11 protein-coding genes and 1 tRNA gene are annotated in these 14309 nt (G+C 61.0%); 5 read left to right on the forward strand and 7 right to left on the reverse strand.

The annotated features are described in order from the left end of the window. Positions 1–232: 232 nt before the first annotated feature. The 5 genes from gvpA (at position 233) to NW826_RS12745 (ending at position 3546) form a co-directional block, all read left to right on the forward strand. A complete protein-coding gene (gvpA, locus tag NW826_RS12725; protein WP_011429717.1) occupies positions 233–451 on the forward strand; it encodes a gas vesicle structural protein GvpA in 219 nt (72 codons plus the stop codon). Between the two features lie 240 nt (positions 452–691). Continuing rightward, on the forward strand, positions 692–1699 hold the full coding sequence (gene gvpC, locus NW826_RS12730) for a gas vesicle protein GvpC (protein ID WP_414510308.1): 1008 nt from the start codon (positions 692–694) through the stop codon (positions 1697–1699). A gap of 88 nt (positions 1700–1787) precedes the next feature. Next, the gene (gene gvpN / locus NW826_RS12735; protein ID WP_414334468.1) at positions 1788–2672 is read left to right on the forward strand and encodes a gas vesicle protein GvpN; all 885 of its coding nucleotides are present in this window, start codon (positions 1788–1790) and stop codon (positions 2670–2672) included. A 41-nt stretch (positions 2673–2713) separates the two neighbouring features. Further along, the gene (locus NW826_RS12740; protein WP_414334484.1) at positions 2714–3046 is read left to right on the forward strand and encodes a gas vesicle protein; all 333 of its coding nucleotides are present in this window, start codon (positions 2714–2716) and stop codon (positions 3044–3046) included. 74 nt (positions 3047–3120) lie between these two features. Further along, entirely contained in the window at positions 3121–3546 is a 426-nt protein-coding gene (locus NW826_RS12745; RefSeq protein WP_414334466.1) for an LptA/OstA family protein, read from the forward strand. 170 nt (positions 3547–3716) lie between these two features. Here NW826_RS12745 and NW826_RS12750 read toward each other — a convergent pair. The 7 genes from NW826_RS12750 to NW826_RS12780 all read right to left on the reverse strand — a co-directional run bounded on the left by NW826_RS12750 (position 3717) and on the right by NW826_RS12780 (position 14309). Then, positions 3717–3790, reverse strand: a tRNA-Arg gene (locus tag NW826_RS12750). A gap of 21 nt (positions 3791–3811) precedes the next feature. Then, on the reverse strand, positions 3812–4444 hold the full coding sequence (locus NW826_RS12755; protein ID WP_414334483.1) for a ribonuclease HII: 633 nt from the start codon (positions 4442–4444) through the stop codon (positions 3812–3814). A 62-nt stretch (positions 4445–4506) separates the two neighbouring features. Then, entirely contained in the window at positions 4507–6672 is a 2166-nt protein-coding gene (locus NW826_RS12760) for an Rne/Rng family ribonuclease (protein ID WP_414510309.1), read from the reverse strand. Positions 6673–7450: 778 nt separating this feature from the next. After that, positions 7451–10090: a TIGR03960 family B12-binding radical SAM protein gene (locus tag NW826_RS12765; RefSeq protein ID WP_414510310.1), complete on the reverse strand. Its 2640-nt coding sequence runs from the start codon at positions 10088–10090 to the stop codon at positions 7451–7453. Between the two features lie 153 nt (positions 10091–10243). Beyond that, complete coding sequence (locus tag NW826_RS12770) at positions 10244–11467, reverse strand: aminotransferase class V-fold PLP-dependent enzyme (protein ID WP_414510311.1); 1224 nt, start codon at positions 11465–11467, stop codon at positions 10244–10246. A gap of 134 nt (positions 11468–11601) precedes the next feature. Beyond that, a complete protein-coding gene (locus NW826_RS12775) occupies positions 11602–13227 on the reverse strand; it encodes a peptide chain release factor 3 (protein ID WP_414510312.1) in 1626 nt (541 codons plus the stop codon). Between the two features lie 317 nt (positions 13228–13544). Beyond that, positions 13545–14309, reverse strand: a complete 765-nt coding sequence (locus tag NW826_RS12780) for a hypothetical protein (RefSeq protein WP_414510313.1) — start codon at positions 14307–14309, stop codon at positions 13545–13547.

The raw sequence follows: 14309 nt of genomic DNA on the forward strand, positions 1-14309 counted from the left end.
GTAGGGGGGATGGCGCTTGGAAAAGACGGTAAGTCTTGTCGGCCTGCCGTATTTTTTAAGCGAATCTACGGGTGTTCTCCCCGAAAAAAGTTAGCAGAATAGGGCTGGGGCGACAGAAAGTGCGCTTGTCGCCCTGGGGAAGGTAAATCCCAGCTTGGGATCCTTGTTGCCTGCTGTTTTGCTACAGAATTGTTTGTCTTTTTCAACCATCATCTGTGCAGGAGAGATCGTTATGGCAGTCGAGAAAGTGAACTCTTCTTCCAGCTTGGCCGAAGTGATCGACCGCATTTTGGACAAAGGGATCGTGGTCGATGCCTGGGTGCGGGTTTCTTTGGTGGGGATCGAGCTGTTGGCCATTGAGGCGCGCGTCGTTGTGGCTTCGGTGGAAACCTACCTGAAATACGCCGAGGCTGTGGGCCTGACGGCTACCGCTGCTGCCCCTGCCGTCTAAATCTGACCCAATCGCTCGATTCCCTTGCCTTCAACACCGCGGGGGTCGAAGGGTCGGGTCGTCGAGAAGGCGAGGCAGGGATCCGCCGTCGATCTCTGCCTTGTTTCCTTAGCTTCGGCTTGGGGATCGAGTTGGGCGGTGGTGTTGAGCTACAGGCCGTGCTGGTGGAGAGCGAGTTGGGAAAAAGCGGAGAACTGCATTCGCCCAGGCATTGAGAAGGACGTAGGGGGATTGCACGCCATGAGTTTGCAGGAACAGTGGGCCGTAGCCCGTAATCAACGGGCGGCTCAAAATCAAAGTTTGTTAAGCGGATCCCGGCAGCAGCGCCTGGAGCAGCACCGCGCTCTGATGGCCGAGCTGAGACAACGTTGCCAGGAACGACAAGAGGCAATACGGCAGCAGAGAGAACAAACCCGCAGCCAACTGCGCAACCTGGAGCAGAGCCGGGCGGCGCAGCGGGCCTTGGACGAGCATTCTCGCATGGCGGCTGCGGCGCAGCGGGCTAAAACGGTGGCGGAGCTTCTCTCTCGCATGGCCCAAGAACGAGCCGCCCAATCGCAGGCCCAGCAGCAGGAGCTACAGACTTTTCAAGCCAACTTGACAGCGACCGCGGAGAGCTTGCTGAGCACCTGTGCCCAGGCGCGGCAGGCCATGGCCAACCAAACCCGACAAGTGCGGCAGGCTTTCTATACTGAGTTGCGGCAACGGGTACAAGCTTTGCGGCAACTGGCGCAGCAGGAGCTGGCTCAGATTGCTCAAGAACAGCGGGCAGAGGCCCAGGCTCTGCGGCAGGCTTTGACAGCTTTCCGCAGGGCGTTGCACGAGCAGGTGTGGGGGAATGGGATCCCAGGGGATCGGCCCATTGTCCCAGATCTTGAGGAATCTGAAGAGGGTGATAAGCCGCCTGAGAGCTCGGTCAAAGCTGCAACAACGATTTCGACTGAGGTTACCCAACCAGAGCCTGTAGTTCCAGTCTCAGACAACACAGCCCCTCCTCCTGTGACACCACCTGAACCTCCGCCAGTTCCGCCCGAGCCCTTCCCTGAGCCGGATCCCATCGTGGCCTACGTCAACGACTATGTGGCCAGCCTGCAAGCGCAGGATCCCGATGTCACGTTGCTGCAGGTGATCGGGGATCGGGAGCGGGTGCGGGATCTGCTGGCCCGCGGTGCAGTGGATCTGGGGGTGGATCCCTCGGAAATCTTGGCCACCTTGCGGCGTATGGTGTCAGCGACGGTTGTGGTCTGAGCCCAGCGCAGTCCCTAGGAGCGCAAAAAGACCGTTGCGGCTATAGTCAAGGCAAGAGCGTCAAGGCAATTGAGAGTTGGGTATTGCTATGGCCACGGTTCTGCAGGCGCGTCCCCGCCAATTTGTGAACACTCCTTACATCGAGCGGATTACCCGCCGCGCTTTGCGCTATCTGCAATCGGGTTTTGCGGTGCATCTGCGGGGGCCTTCGGGCACGGGCAAGACTACCCTGGCGATGCATCTGGCCAGCCTGCTGGGCCGTCCCATCATGCTGATCTACGGCGATGATCGCTTCGATTCTTCCGACCTGATCGGCGGGCGCACCGGCTTTACCCATCGGCGGGTGGTGGATAATTTCATCCACTCGGTGGTGAAAATGGAAGAAGACGTGCGGCAGCGCTGGGTGGATGCCCGCCTCACCTTGGCCTGCCGCGAGGGCTTTACCCTCATCTACGACGAGTTCAACCGCTCCCGCCCTGAGGCCAACAACGCCCTCCTGAGCGCTTTGGAAGAGAGGCTGCTGGTGTTGCCGCCAGATAGCAACCGCTCCGAATATCTGCGGGTGCATCCCCAGTTCCGGGCCATCTTTACCTCTAACCCAGAGGAATACACCGGGGTTCACAAGGCCCAAGATGCGCTGCTGGATCGGATGATCACCATCGATATGGGGGAACCGGACATCGAGACCGAAAAAGAGATCCTCACTGCCCGCATTGGTCTATCTGCCCCCGATGCGCTCAAGATCGTGCACATTGTGCGGGCTTTTCGCCGCAAGCTGGATTTGACCCGCCACCCCAGCCTGCGCAGTTGTCTGATGATCGGGCGGATCGTCAAGGAGCACGAGCTGGCGGTGAGCAAAGACAATGCCGACTTTCGCGCTTTGTGTGCCGACGTGCTGTTGCCCCGGGCCGGCAAGCGCTATGAAGAGGGATCCCAGTTACTGAATTATCTGCTAGACCAACTGCCTGGCTAGGTCTTCTGCCTGTGGGTGCGCTCTGGAGGTCGATGAACCCTGTGCCGATTAGCTCTCAACCCTTGAATACGGCCACTCACGGCTCCTCGCTAGCCGACGTGTTGGAGCGGGTGCTGGATAAGGGCATTGTTATTGCTGGAGACATCACCGTTTCGGTGGGCAATGTGGAGCTGCTCAATGTCCGCATCCGGCTGTTGATCTCTTCGGTGGACAAGGCCAAGGAGATCGGGATCAACTGGTGGGAATCGGATCCCTATCTCAACAGCCAAGCCCGGGAGCTGCTGGAAACCAACCGCCAGTTACTGCAGCGGGTCAGCGAGCTGGAAAAGCAACTGGCCCAAGGGCTGCCCAAGGGGGGAAATGGAAGCGATTAACACGTTGCCCCGTCAGAAGGGATCCGGGATCCCAGGCTAGACTGGCTGCTGGGGTGGTTTGACAAGGTGATGGGATGGCACTGGGGATCAACCTCGATCGCAAGGTTTTGGGCCGGCTGAGGGAGCTGGGCTGGTCGATGGGTGTGGTGGTGGCGCTTGCGATCCCCGGCCCGGCCTGGGGGCAAAATCCGCGCGCCATCAGCATTAGCGCTGATGTTCAGGAGGCCAATGCCAATACGGGGGTGTTTATAGCCACTGGCAACGTCACCCTCAGCTTCCCTGCCGAGCGCCTCACGGCCCGCGCCCAAAGAGCGGTGTACTACAGCCAGGAGCAACGCATTGAGCTGGAGGGCCAGGTCACCATCCGCCAAGGGGAAAATCAGTTGCAAGCAGAAAAGGTCATCTATTACATCGAAAAAGGCACGATCCAGGCTGCGCCGGCAGCAGGGAGCCAGGTGGAGTCCGTTTACGTGCTGCCAGAGCCGACCGCAAGCCCTTGAGATCGAGTGTTTGGCCCATCAACCCTCTGCGTTCCGGTCGCCCCTGAGGAATATGAGTTTGAGGCCAATGGGGTGGTTCACCCCTGAATCAGCTTTGGCTCCTGTTCCCAATGGCAAGTTATGCCCACCCTGCCCTACAGCAGGGACTTGGCTCGTCTGTACGTTTGAAGCGCCCACGAAAGGATTCGAACCTCCGACACCTGGGACCGGAACCCAGTGCTCTAGTCCACTGAGCTACGTGGGCAGCGCTATTGCATAACCTATCTTATCGCCTGATTTTCCCTTCTGCCAAGGGGAAAAAGCTGCGGCGGTGCTGCGGGGTCGGCCCTAGGTTTTGCAACGCCAGTCGGTGCTCCTGCGTGCCATAGCCCACGTTGGTGCGCCAGCCGTAGCCAGGGTACTGGTGATCCCAGCTTTGCATCAGGGCATCCCGCCAGACCTTGGCCACGATGGAAGCGGCGGCGATGGAGAGGCTGAGCTGATCCCCTTTAACCAGCGCCGTCTGCCGGGATCCCAGCTCGGCCAACGGCAACCCATCCAGCAAGATGTGCTCCACTTCCCCCACCTGCGCCAGCGCTCGTTGCATGGCCAGCAGCGTGGCCTGGCGAATGTTGAGCTGGTCGATCTCGGCGGCAGAGGCGCTGCCAATACCCACAGCCAGGGCCACCTGGCGAATCCGCTCCGCCCAGTGGGTGCGCTGCGGCGGGCGCAGTTGTTTGCAATCCCTCACTCCCTCCAGCGTTTTGGGATCCATCTGGGCCGGCAAAATGACCGCCGCTGCCACCACCGGCCCCGCCAGCGCCCCCCGCCCCACCTCGTCCACCCCCGCCACTCGGAGAATCCCCTGTTGCCAAAGGGATCCCTCCCAAACCAAACTGGGCTTCGCCGTCTTGCCCACAACGCCAGCCCTGGAGCCATCAACCCACCAGACCACCGTGCTCCTGCGCTCAACCGGCTGGTCTAACTGCTATGGGAGCGGCGTCGCCTGGAGGCTGCCGGAGATTGCTGGGCAGGGCTGATCCCCTGTTCCGCCGGTGGCTCGGCCAAGCTGCTCCCCACCGCTGATGGGAACGATTCAGCAGAGGGGATTTCGGGTGGGGGAAGGTTATCCACCGGCTCCTTCTCCTGCAAGGCATCCGCTTCGGGCACCCACTCCTCCGACTGAGCAGTGGCCTCAGTCTCTGGCCTGGTTTCCGCCTTGACAGTTCCCGGCAGAACCACCCTAACCGCCAGGTCGCGGCCCCAAGGTGGCGGCTGATCCAGAAGCAACAGCGGCGATAGCCCCAACTCCGAGTAGACCCGTTGTTGCAGCGGGGTCATCTCCACGGTGATGGTTTGCCGTGGCGGAGCTGGACGGCCTTCTGAGGACTCCGTCCCGCTGGCGCCAGCAGCTCGGGCCGGGGCAGTGTGGCTCTTGCGTAGGGTGGGTTCTGCCTCCTCGGCGCGGCCAGAACGGCGGGGTTCGCGGCGCTTTGGCTCTGCTCCACCCCCCTGCAGGGGATCCTCCCCAAGCGGCTCCGGGGTTTCCTCTTCGGCAGGCGTATCCGTGCTGCGCACAACGAGGCGCTGGCTGGTGCGGGGATCCCCCCAGTCTTCGCGGGAGCGCTTGCGTTCGGTTTCAACCCGTGGCTCCTCCAGATCGACCGAGGCAGCAAAGGGCGAAAAGGGATCCGGGCTGGGGCGTCGTTGTCCGGGGGCAGAGCGTGACCGCCGCAGCAGCGCGCGACTATCGCCTCGAGACAACCCATCGCTCCCGACTCGCAGACGGGCCCGTTGGGCGTTGCCATCGCGGGGCAGGATCGGGCCAGCCTCTTCCTCATCCCCTTCCTCCGCCTCGCTGGGCAGTGTTACAGTCAGGCCACTTTCGACGGTCAGCAGCCGTCCCGGCTCCGCCCCTGGCAGACGGGCCAGGATCCCCAGCCCCTCGCAGGTGGGGCAAGAATGGCCGAAGATCTCGTAAAGGCTTTGCCCCTGCCGTTTGCGGGTCAGCTCCACCAGACCCAATTCCGAGAGTTGGGCCACCTGGGGGCGAGCTTTGTCGCTGGAGAGGGCCTTGTTGAAGTGCTCCAAAACCAGCAACTGGTCGCGGCGGGAATCCATATCGATAAAATCCACCACGATCACACCGGCAATGTTGCGCAGTCTCAATTGGCGGGCGATCTCGGTGGCGGCCTCGCAATTGGTCCACAGCACCGTCTCGCGGGAGGTGGCCGATTGGGTGAAAGAGCCGGAGTTGACGTCGATCACCTTCAGGGCCTCGGTGGGCTCGATGACGATGTAGCCACCGGAGGGCAGATCCACCCGAGGCCGCAACGCCTGGCGAATGACCGCATTGACCCGGAAATACTCCAGGATGGGGGTGGGCTCGCGGTGGGCATCGACCACGACGCCAGGCGGCATCTGGCCCTTGTTCCAACCTTGCAGATAGCTGCGCACCCGCTTTGCGCCAGCAACAGAGTCGGTAACAATGCGGTTCACGTCCTCCGAGTAGACATCCCGCAGCACCCGCTGAATGAAATCATCGTCCCGGCTGAGCAGGCCTGGCTCCCGTGCCGCCTGATACTGCTGTTGAATATCTTCCCAGAGCTTTTTCAACTGCTCCAGGTCGTCGATTATCGCCTCTTCGGATACCCCCTCCGCTTCGGTACGTACCAGCAGGCCCATCTGCGGAGGTTTAATTAAGATAGCTAGGGATTTCAAACGGTTGCGTTCTTCCCGATCCTCGATGCGCCGGGACAGGTGAACGCCTTTGCCGTAGGGCCGCAACACCAAATACCGCCCTGGAAAGGCCAAATCTCCGGTTAGCCTTGGCCCTTTGTTGCCGGTGGGCTCTTTCATCACCTGCACCAGCACCTTTTGCTGGGGCAAGACCAACTCGGAGATGGAGGCATGGTTGCGTTTGAGGCGCAGCGGGCCTAGGTCGCTGACATGGATAAAGCCATTGCGTTCGGCGGGGCCGATGTTGACAAAAGCGGCATCAATGCTGGGCAGAACGTTCTCGATGATCCCGACGTAAACATCCCCCACTTGGTGAGCGCCGCTGGCGACGATCAGCTCCTGCACTTGGTCTTCGGCGAAGACGGCTGCCACTCGATGTTGCTCGGCAATGACGATCTGCCTGGGCATTAACCCTCCTCCCCGCCCCAAGGGCACGCGGTTGCGGACTGAACCCTCATTCGGGCGAGGCGTCGTCCTTTGGCCGGGATCCGCTCAAGTTTCTTTAACCAAGATCGACTCATCATGGAGTTGTCTATTACCCTAAGCTCTGCTCTGACGGAATAGAACCGATTAGCTTCCTCATCCAAGGGGTGAGGCGAGTTAAGTTCAGGTGAACTACCCGATGCTGGCCCTGGCGAGTCCAGCGCGGGGCTTCTGCTGCTTGCAACGAAAGCTCATCGGTGGAGATGCATGAATGGGGTGAGGTTTGCATGGAGATTCATGGATGGGCTCAATCGACAGGCTCAGTAAGCATGACGGCTCCGCCTCGGGAGATGGGACGCTGGCTCCTTGCAGAACCCCAATTGTGCGACCCCAGCCTGAGCCAACAACAAGACGGGGTTTGCACGTGGAAAGAAGCACCTTCTCAGGGTTAAGATATAGCCCGGGCTAGGTCAAACGGTCAGATCCCTCTGTTCACCTATGGTTTGACCCCGCCGTGCCTGTTACTTGCCCCGGGTACTGAGCTAAGAGTGTCTCCATTCCAAAACCCGGCCCAACCTTTGCCTGCTGCTCGCTCCGCCTTCGGTCAGGTTGATGCTCGGCAAGCCCCACAGCGGCAGGAGCCAGTAGTAGCAGCATTATAGCGCTTGTGGGATCCCTCAGCCCAGATAGGCACTTGGCCATTTTGCCGCGCAACGCTGCTGCGACCGGATCTCAACAGCTGGGCTGCTCCCCTGGGAAATCCTTAATCCTGATCGGACAGGGGGTGTTCCCACAACAGGCGCAGCCGCTTGGCCGTCTGCAACGTCCAGCAGGGCAACCCCAGGGACTCGGCCATTTGCACCAGTTGGTTGGGCCGTAGGTAGGCGCCGTCGTTGCGGCAACTGCCGCGGTAGAGAAGGTGGGCGCTGCCGTCGGGGGCCAAGCCCTGAAACTCCAGGTAGTAGAGCAGGGCACGGGCATTGAAGGGAGCGGATTTGCCCGACTTGGAGCGTTTCTCAATCCAGATCTCGCGCGCATCCAGGATCTGGGTGACCCAGGCCGGCCAGTCGGCAGTGGGCGACTCGCAACTTACAGTGAGCTGATATTCGGCAGCATAGACGGCTTCGGTGGCCGAGGGATCCCGCAGGCCGATCGCTTGGATGGCTCGGATGGAGAGTTCAGGGGGCAGTTGTTCGCTCAGAAGGGCGCGCAGTTCCTCAGGGGTGACGGGCCCCTCAGGCCGCTCCAGCAACTCCAGATCGAGGATCTCTCCATAGCCTTCCTGGCCAATGGGTAGGGCGTTGGCGTTGGCCAGGCGGGGCATGGGGTGGTAGCCGCCGCTGAAGGCCAGAGGTAGCCCCGCTCGCCGACAAGCCCGTTCCCACAGCCGCATCAGATCCAGGTGGCCCAGCCAGCGCAGATCCCCGGTTTTGCCGTAGGTGATGCGGAAGCGCTGGGCGGGCGGCTGCGGCTCCAGGGGATCCGGGGTGGGGGTGGGCCGGCTTTGCAGGGGCGGGACGGGCGGGGGCGGGATAACGATGTTGTGGCCAAAGCCGGGACCGCAGATGCCGCAGGCGGAGCACTTCTCAAAGGAACAATCTTCCACCGTGATGGCTTCCAGGGCGCGGTGGTAGTCTTTCTGTAGCCATTTTTTGTCGATGCCGGTATCGATGTGATCCCAGGGCAAGGGATCCTCCAAACCCAGCTCGCGCATGGGGAGATGGGCGCAAAGGGCAACCGGGTCGGCGCTGGGATCCACGGCTTCGCCACCATAGGCCTTCACCCAGGCGGCATAGGCGGCGTCGATGTTTTCCCACCAGGCGTCCAGGCCGGCGCCGGCCCGCCAGGCCTGCTCGATCATGCGGCCCAGGGAGCGATCCCCCTTGCCGATAAAGTCCTCCAGGATGCTGAAGCGGATATCGGTGAAGTGGGCCTTGACCCTCCGCAGCCGTCGCAGTTCCTTTTGCAGCAGGCCCTGCTTGCGCTGCACGTCGGCGTAGTCTACCCGATGCCACTGGAAGGGCGTGTGGGGCTTGGGCGTGAAGTTGGAGAGGGTGAGGGTAAATTCCACCCGCTTGCGGCCCAGGGCAGCGCACTCCCGCTGCAGCATCTCGACCGTGCGGGCGATCCCCAGCACATCGGCGTCGGTCTCGCCGGGCAGGCCAATCATGAAATAAAGCTTAATTTTGTCCCAGCCCTCCTGGACGGCGGTGCGGATGCCGCGAATCAGGTCGGCGTCGGTGAGGCCCTTGTTGATAATGTCCCGCAGCCGTTGGGTACCGGCTTCTGGAGCAAAAGTCAGCCCCGAGCGGCGGGATCCCTTCATGATGGCGGCAATTTGCCCATCGAAGCGATCCACCCGTTGGCTGGGCAGCGAGAGCGCAACCTGCTGGCCAAGGAGACGGTTGTGCAGCTCGGCCCCCACCGCCGGCAGGGAAAGGTAGTCGGAGCAACTGAGGGAGGAGAGGGAAAATTCGTTGTAGCCGGTTTTGCGCAGGCCCTGCACCACCGCTTCCACTACTGCTTCCGGCTCCACATCGCGGGCTGGACGGGTGAGCATGCCCGGCTGGCAAAAGCGACAGCCGCGGGTACAGCCCCGCCGCACTTCCATCACCAGGCGGTCGTGGACGGTCTCCACCAAGGGCACCAGGCCGACAGCGTATTGGGGTTGGGGCAGCGCTACGCGGCGGCGAATACGCTCCGGCACGCCGGGCACGATGGGTCGGGGCGGGATCCCCTCGTAAAACTGGGGCACGTACACCCCCGGCACCTGGGCCAATTCCAAGAGCACTTCTCGGCGGGGCTTGTGCAGGGATCCGGCCAAGACCTGGCCGATCTCCGGCAGTACCTCTTCCCCATCCCCAAAGACGAAGAAGTCAAAAAAGTCGGCAAAGGGCTCTGGGTTGGAGGTGGCGGTCGGCCCACCGGCAAAGATCAGGGGACACTCTTGCGGGGTGAAGGCTTGCCGTTCCCACCATTTGAGCGGGATCCCGGCCAGATCCAGCATCTCTAAGATGTTGGTGCCCCCCAGCTCGTAGGCCAGGCTGAAGCCGATAATATGGAAAGCGCGCAAGGGGCGGCGCGATTCTACGGCAAACAGCGGGATCCGCAACTGCCGCATCCGGGCCGCCAAATCCGGGCCTGGCAGATAGGTGCGGTCGCACAACTGATCCGGCTGGGCGTTGAGGATGTTGTAGAGAATGATGTGGCCCAGGTTGGAAGCCCCCACCTCGTACAGCTCCGGGTAGCTCAGCACCCAACGCACCCGCGCCGAGTCCCAGGGGCGGTGGGCGGCGCCGAATTCTTTCCCCAAGTAGCGGGCTGGCCGCTGGATCTCAGGCGTGAGCAGGCGATCCAGATCGATGGGGCCTAGATGGGCTTGCGTGGCAGCCGGAGAGAGCATGGGGATCCGAGCAAGAAGTGAACGCAGCTACTGATCTGACTCTAGCCGAACTTTCCCGGCAGCCCAAACCCAGGGCGGATAGAACAGCAAAACTCTTTCTCAACCCCATCTCCCCTCTCCTTCTGGGAGAGGGGTTGGGGGTGAGGGCGCACATCACTTCGGCAACCGCTGCAAGGCCAGCGCCAACTGTTCGTACTCAGCCAAATGGTTGTAAACCTGGGCCGAGATGCGCACCCAAAGCTGGCCGGCAAAGGGAATGATGGGAACTTCGATGCGGTGCATCTGCCAGAGGTAGTCGTGCAGGCGGCGGGCCCGCTCCGCCAAGGGCAGCTCCGGGATCCACTGTTGCCAGAAGGGTGGCAAGGGCAGGGTCGCCATGAAGCCCAACATCTTCTCAGGGGCGGGTGGGATCCCTTCCAGTTTTTCCAAGAGCAACTGCCGCGCCTGCAGCAGCAGCGTGTGGTTGTGCTGGCGCAGCCTCTCCACCCCCAGCTCCCGGATGAAGGCCAGGGCTGCCGAGATGGCCAGCCAAGCGCTGGGATCGCGGGTGCCCACCCAGTCGAACTCGGCTGTGAACCCTTGCCCATAGCCGTGGGAGATGGCCAGGGGATGGGTTTGGGCCTGGCGGTGGGGGGCCGCCCACAGAAAGGCACAGCCTTTGGGGGCAAACAGCCACTTGTGGGCGTTGCCGGTGTACCAATCGGCTCCTAGGCTTTCCAACTCCAACGGGAGAACCCCCGGCGCATGGGCCCCGTCCACCAAGACCGGGATCCCGCGCTGCCGACAGAGGCCAACAAGCTCCGCCAAGGGGTAGATCAGGGCCGTGGGCGAGGTGAGGTGATCCACCACCGCCAGCCGAGTCTGGGGGGTGAGAATGGCTGCAAACGCTGCCAGAACCTGCTCCGGCCCCGCAATGGGGAAGGGGATCTGCGCTTCCGCCAGCACGGCCCCCCAGCGTTCACAGACATAGCGCAACGCCTGGCGGACAGCCCCGTAGCCATGGTTGGTACAGGCAATCTGATCCCCTGGCCGAAACGACAGCGAGCGCAACACCGTGTTGATGCCGCCAGTGGCATTTTCCACAAACACGAGATTTTCCGGTTCGGCCCCGACAAACTGGGCCAGCTCTGCCGCCGCCGCCCGCAAAGCCCGCGGCAGCTCTTCCCCCATAAACTGCACCGGCTGGGCCTCCAGGCGTTCTTGCCAAACACTTTGGGCCTGCAACACCTTTTTCGGGGTCGCACCGAAAGAGCCGTGATTCAAAAAAATGGCCTGGGGATCCAGCCCCCACAACGAGCGGTCGCAAAGCGGTGCCTCGGCACTGGCAGCCGCTTCCAAGCAGCAGGGATCCGATCTGGCACTTGAGGAAAAAGACATGGCTGAGCCGCCTGGGTTACAAAAATCTGGGATCCGCGTCCAAGCAGCTTGCCCAGAAAATCAAGAGTGTCAAGGCTAGATGGACAGGGCTGCGGTCAGACCATCGGATGGGAGGAGAGTTCTTTAGGATGCCTCTACGGGCTGCCATTGGACTCTGGACTGAGATCCTCAAGGGGGGCGATTTTGCTTAGCTTGATTTTGGGATTGCTGCTGATAAATTGCTGCAAGGTCCACTCGTTTTTAAAGAGAAGAACGGGCCTATCTTGAATGTCTTTGACGATAAGGGTGTTAAACAGGCTGGGGATGTTCTCCAGAACTTCCCAGCCATTCTCTACCCAGCGGGCCAGCGTGTAGGGCAGCATCTCCAGCCGGGTTTCGACGTTGTACTCATGTTCCAGGCGGTACTGCAGCACCTCAAACTGCAACTGGCCCACTGCGGCCACAATCGGATCCCGTTTGGACTCGTCGAGGGAGTACATCATCTGCACCGCTCCCTCTTCCTGCAGCTCTGATACCCCTTTCTGGAACTGCTTAAACTTGGAGGGGTTGGGATTTTTTAAATAGGCAAACAGCTCCGGCGAAAAGCTGGGGATCCCGGCGTAGCGCAACTTCGGGCCGGTGTAGAGGGTATCCCCAATCCTGAAGATGCCGGGGTTGTTGAGGCCGATGACATCGCCAGGATAGGCTTCATCGATGGAGATGCGCTCTTGAGCAAACAATTTTTGGGGATAGGAGAGGCGGATGGGGCGGTTGAGGCGGGCATGGTTGACCACCATGTCCTTCTCGAACCTGCCGGAGCAGATGCGCACAAAAGCAAGGCGATCCCGGTGGCGGGGATCCATATTGGCCTGCAGCTTAAAGACAAAGCCGGTAAACTCAGGATGTTCGGGTGGGATCAGCCCTGCCGTGCTCTCGTGGGGCATTGGCGGTAGAGAATACTCCAGAAACGCGTTGAGAAACAGCTCCACCCCAAAATTGGTCATGGCGCTGCCGAAAAAGACCGGCGTTTGCTTGCCAGCATGCACCTGCTTGAGATCCAAGCTGGGCATGAGGCCATCCAACAGCTCCAGCTCTTCTTTGAATTGGTAATAGAGATCTTTTTCAATCAAGTCTTCAATTTGCGGATCCCCCAGCTTGATGACCATTTCTTTGGCCCGCAGCCGTCCCCGCGAGACCCGCTCAAAGAAATGAAACTCCTGCGTGCGTCGGTCAAACAAAGCTGTAAAGCGCTCCCCTGAGCCAATCGGCCAGGTTACAGGATAGGGCTTGAGGCCGAGCTCAGTCTCAATTTCGTCCATTAGCTCCAAGGGATCCCGGCTGGGGCGATCCATCTTGTTGATGAAGGTAAAAATCGGCAACTTCCGCAGTTGACAGACTTCAAACAGCTTGCGGGTCTGGGGTTCTAGCCCTTTGCCGGCATCTTCCAGCATCACAGCGTTATCAGCCGCCGCCAGGGTGCGGTAGGTATCTTCACTGAAGTCTTGGTGGCCGGGAGTATCGAGCAAGTTGAGGCGAATGTTGCGGTAGTCAAACTGCAACACGGTCGAGGTAATGGAAATGCCCCGCTGCCTTTCCAGCTCCATCCAGTCGGAGGTAACCCGCTTTTGGGCGCGGCGGGCCTTTACAGCCCCCGCTTCTTGAATCGCCCCCCCGTACAACAACAGCTTTTCCGTAAGCGTGGTTTTCCCGGCATCGGGGTGAGAAATAATGGCAAAGGTGCGCCGTTGCTGGATAGCGTTGGCCAAATCTACTGCTTTCATGAAAAGTTACTGCTCCAATCAAAACCCGCTCGTCTCACAGCGCGCTGACGCTACGCGACCCTTGAAAAATAGCGATGGCACTCCCCTTGCGGCCCTGCTGTTGCTTCGCAGACGATGGAGAGCTCTAGCGAGGAGTAGAAATGAAAAAGGCTGGGATGGCCGTCCGCTAGCGGGGGAGGGAGCACAGGCTGAAAAGCTGGGGGTAACCTACTCTGACCGTAGCACAGGACTTGGTTCTACCGTTGCCTGGCACTCGAGGACAGGGATCCTTTGGAGCGGAATTCCCACCCGAGCGGATCGGGATCAATGGGTCTCGTTCAACAGTTGCTCAGCAGTTGCTCAATGGTGGCGATGGTGAAGTTTTGGCTGACCACCAGCCGTTCCACGCGAATGCGGTGGGCCTGCAGCAGGCACTCTTGTTGCAATACTTTGGGCAGTCGTTCCCAATGATCCAGCAGGACTTCCAGCAAAATCTCGCCCGGCAGCCCGGTGGTGCTTTGCAGGGATCCCAGCTTTTCTACTCTCTTGATAGACCATTTGAGGGTGAGCTTTTGCAGGCCCAGTTGGGCATCGAGGGCCTCGCGGGGATCCGCTGGCTTGGCGGCACCGTTTTGGTGAACTCCATCGCCGGTACAGGTGGTGGCAGGGGGCAGAAGCTCGGCTTGCCCTTCAGTCGGCAGCGTAGCCCATTTGGCCGGGTTGACCTGCTCGACCGGAGCCGGCGACAGGACGGGCAGAGGATCCACGTCAAGATCTCCACCCAGAGAAGGCGCTTCAGGTGGGAAGGGCGCATCGGCCAAAAGAGGGATCCGCTCTGCCTCTGGCGGGGTTGTGGCAGCACAGCCCTGACGGGGCGAGGCCACGGGAGATTGCTCCGGCTCGACACCCACTGCCCCAGGGCGAGGCAGATCCAGAGGCTGTGTCTCTTTGTTGTCTTTGGGACGGTGCGGAGCATCCACGCAATCGACAGGCGCAGGTTCGGGCAGCTCTGGCTGTTTATTCACCCCCATGCGCGAGAGCAGATCGGCCTTGGTAGGGCCAGTGGGCAATTTTTTCTTGGGGGTCTTTTTGGTGGTAGCCAT

The organism is Synechococcus sp. OH20 (genome assembly GCF_047502685.1).
GTDB lineage: Bacteria > Cyanobacteriota > Cyanobacteriia > Thermostichales > Thermostichaceae > Thermostichus.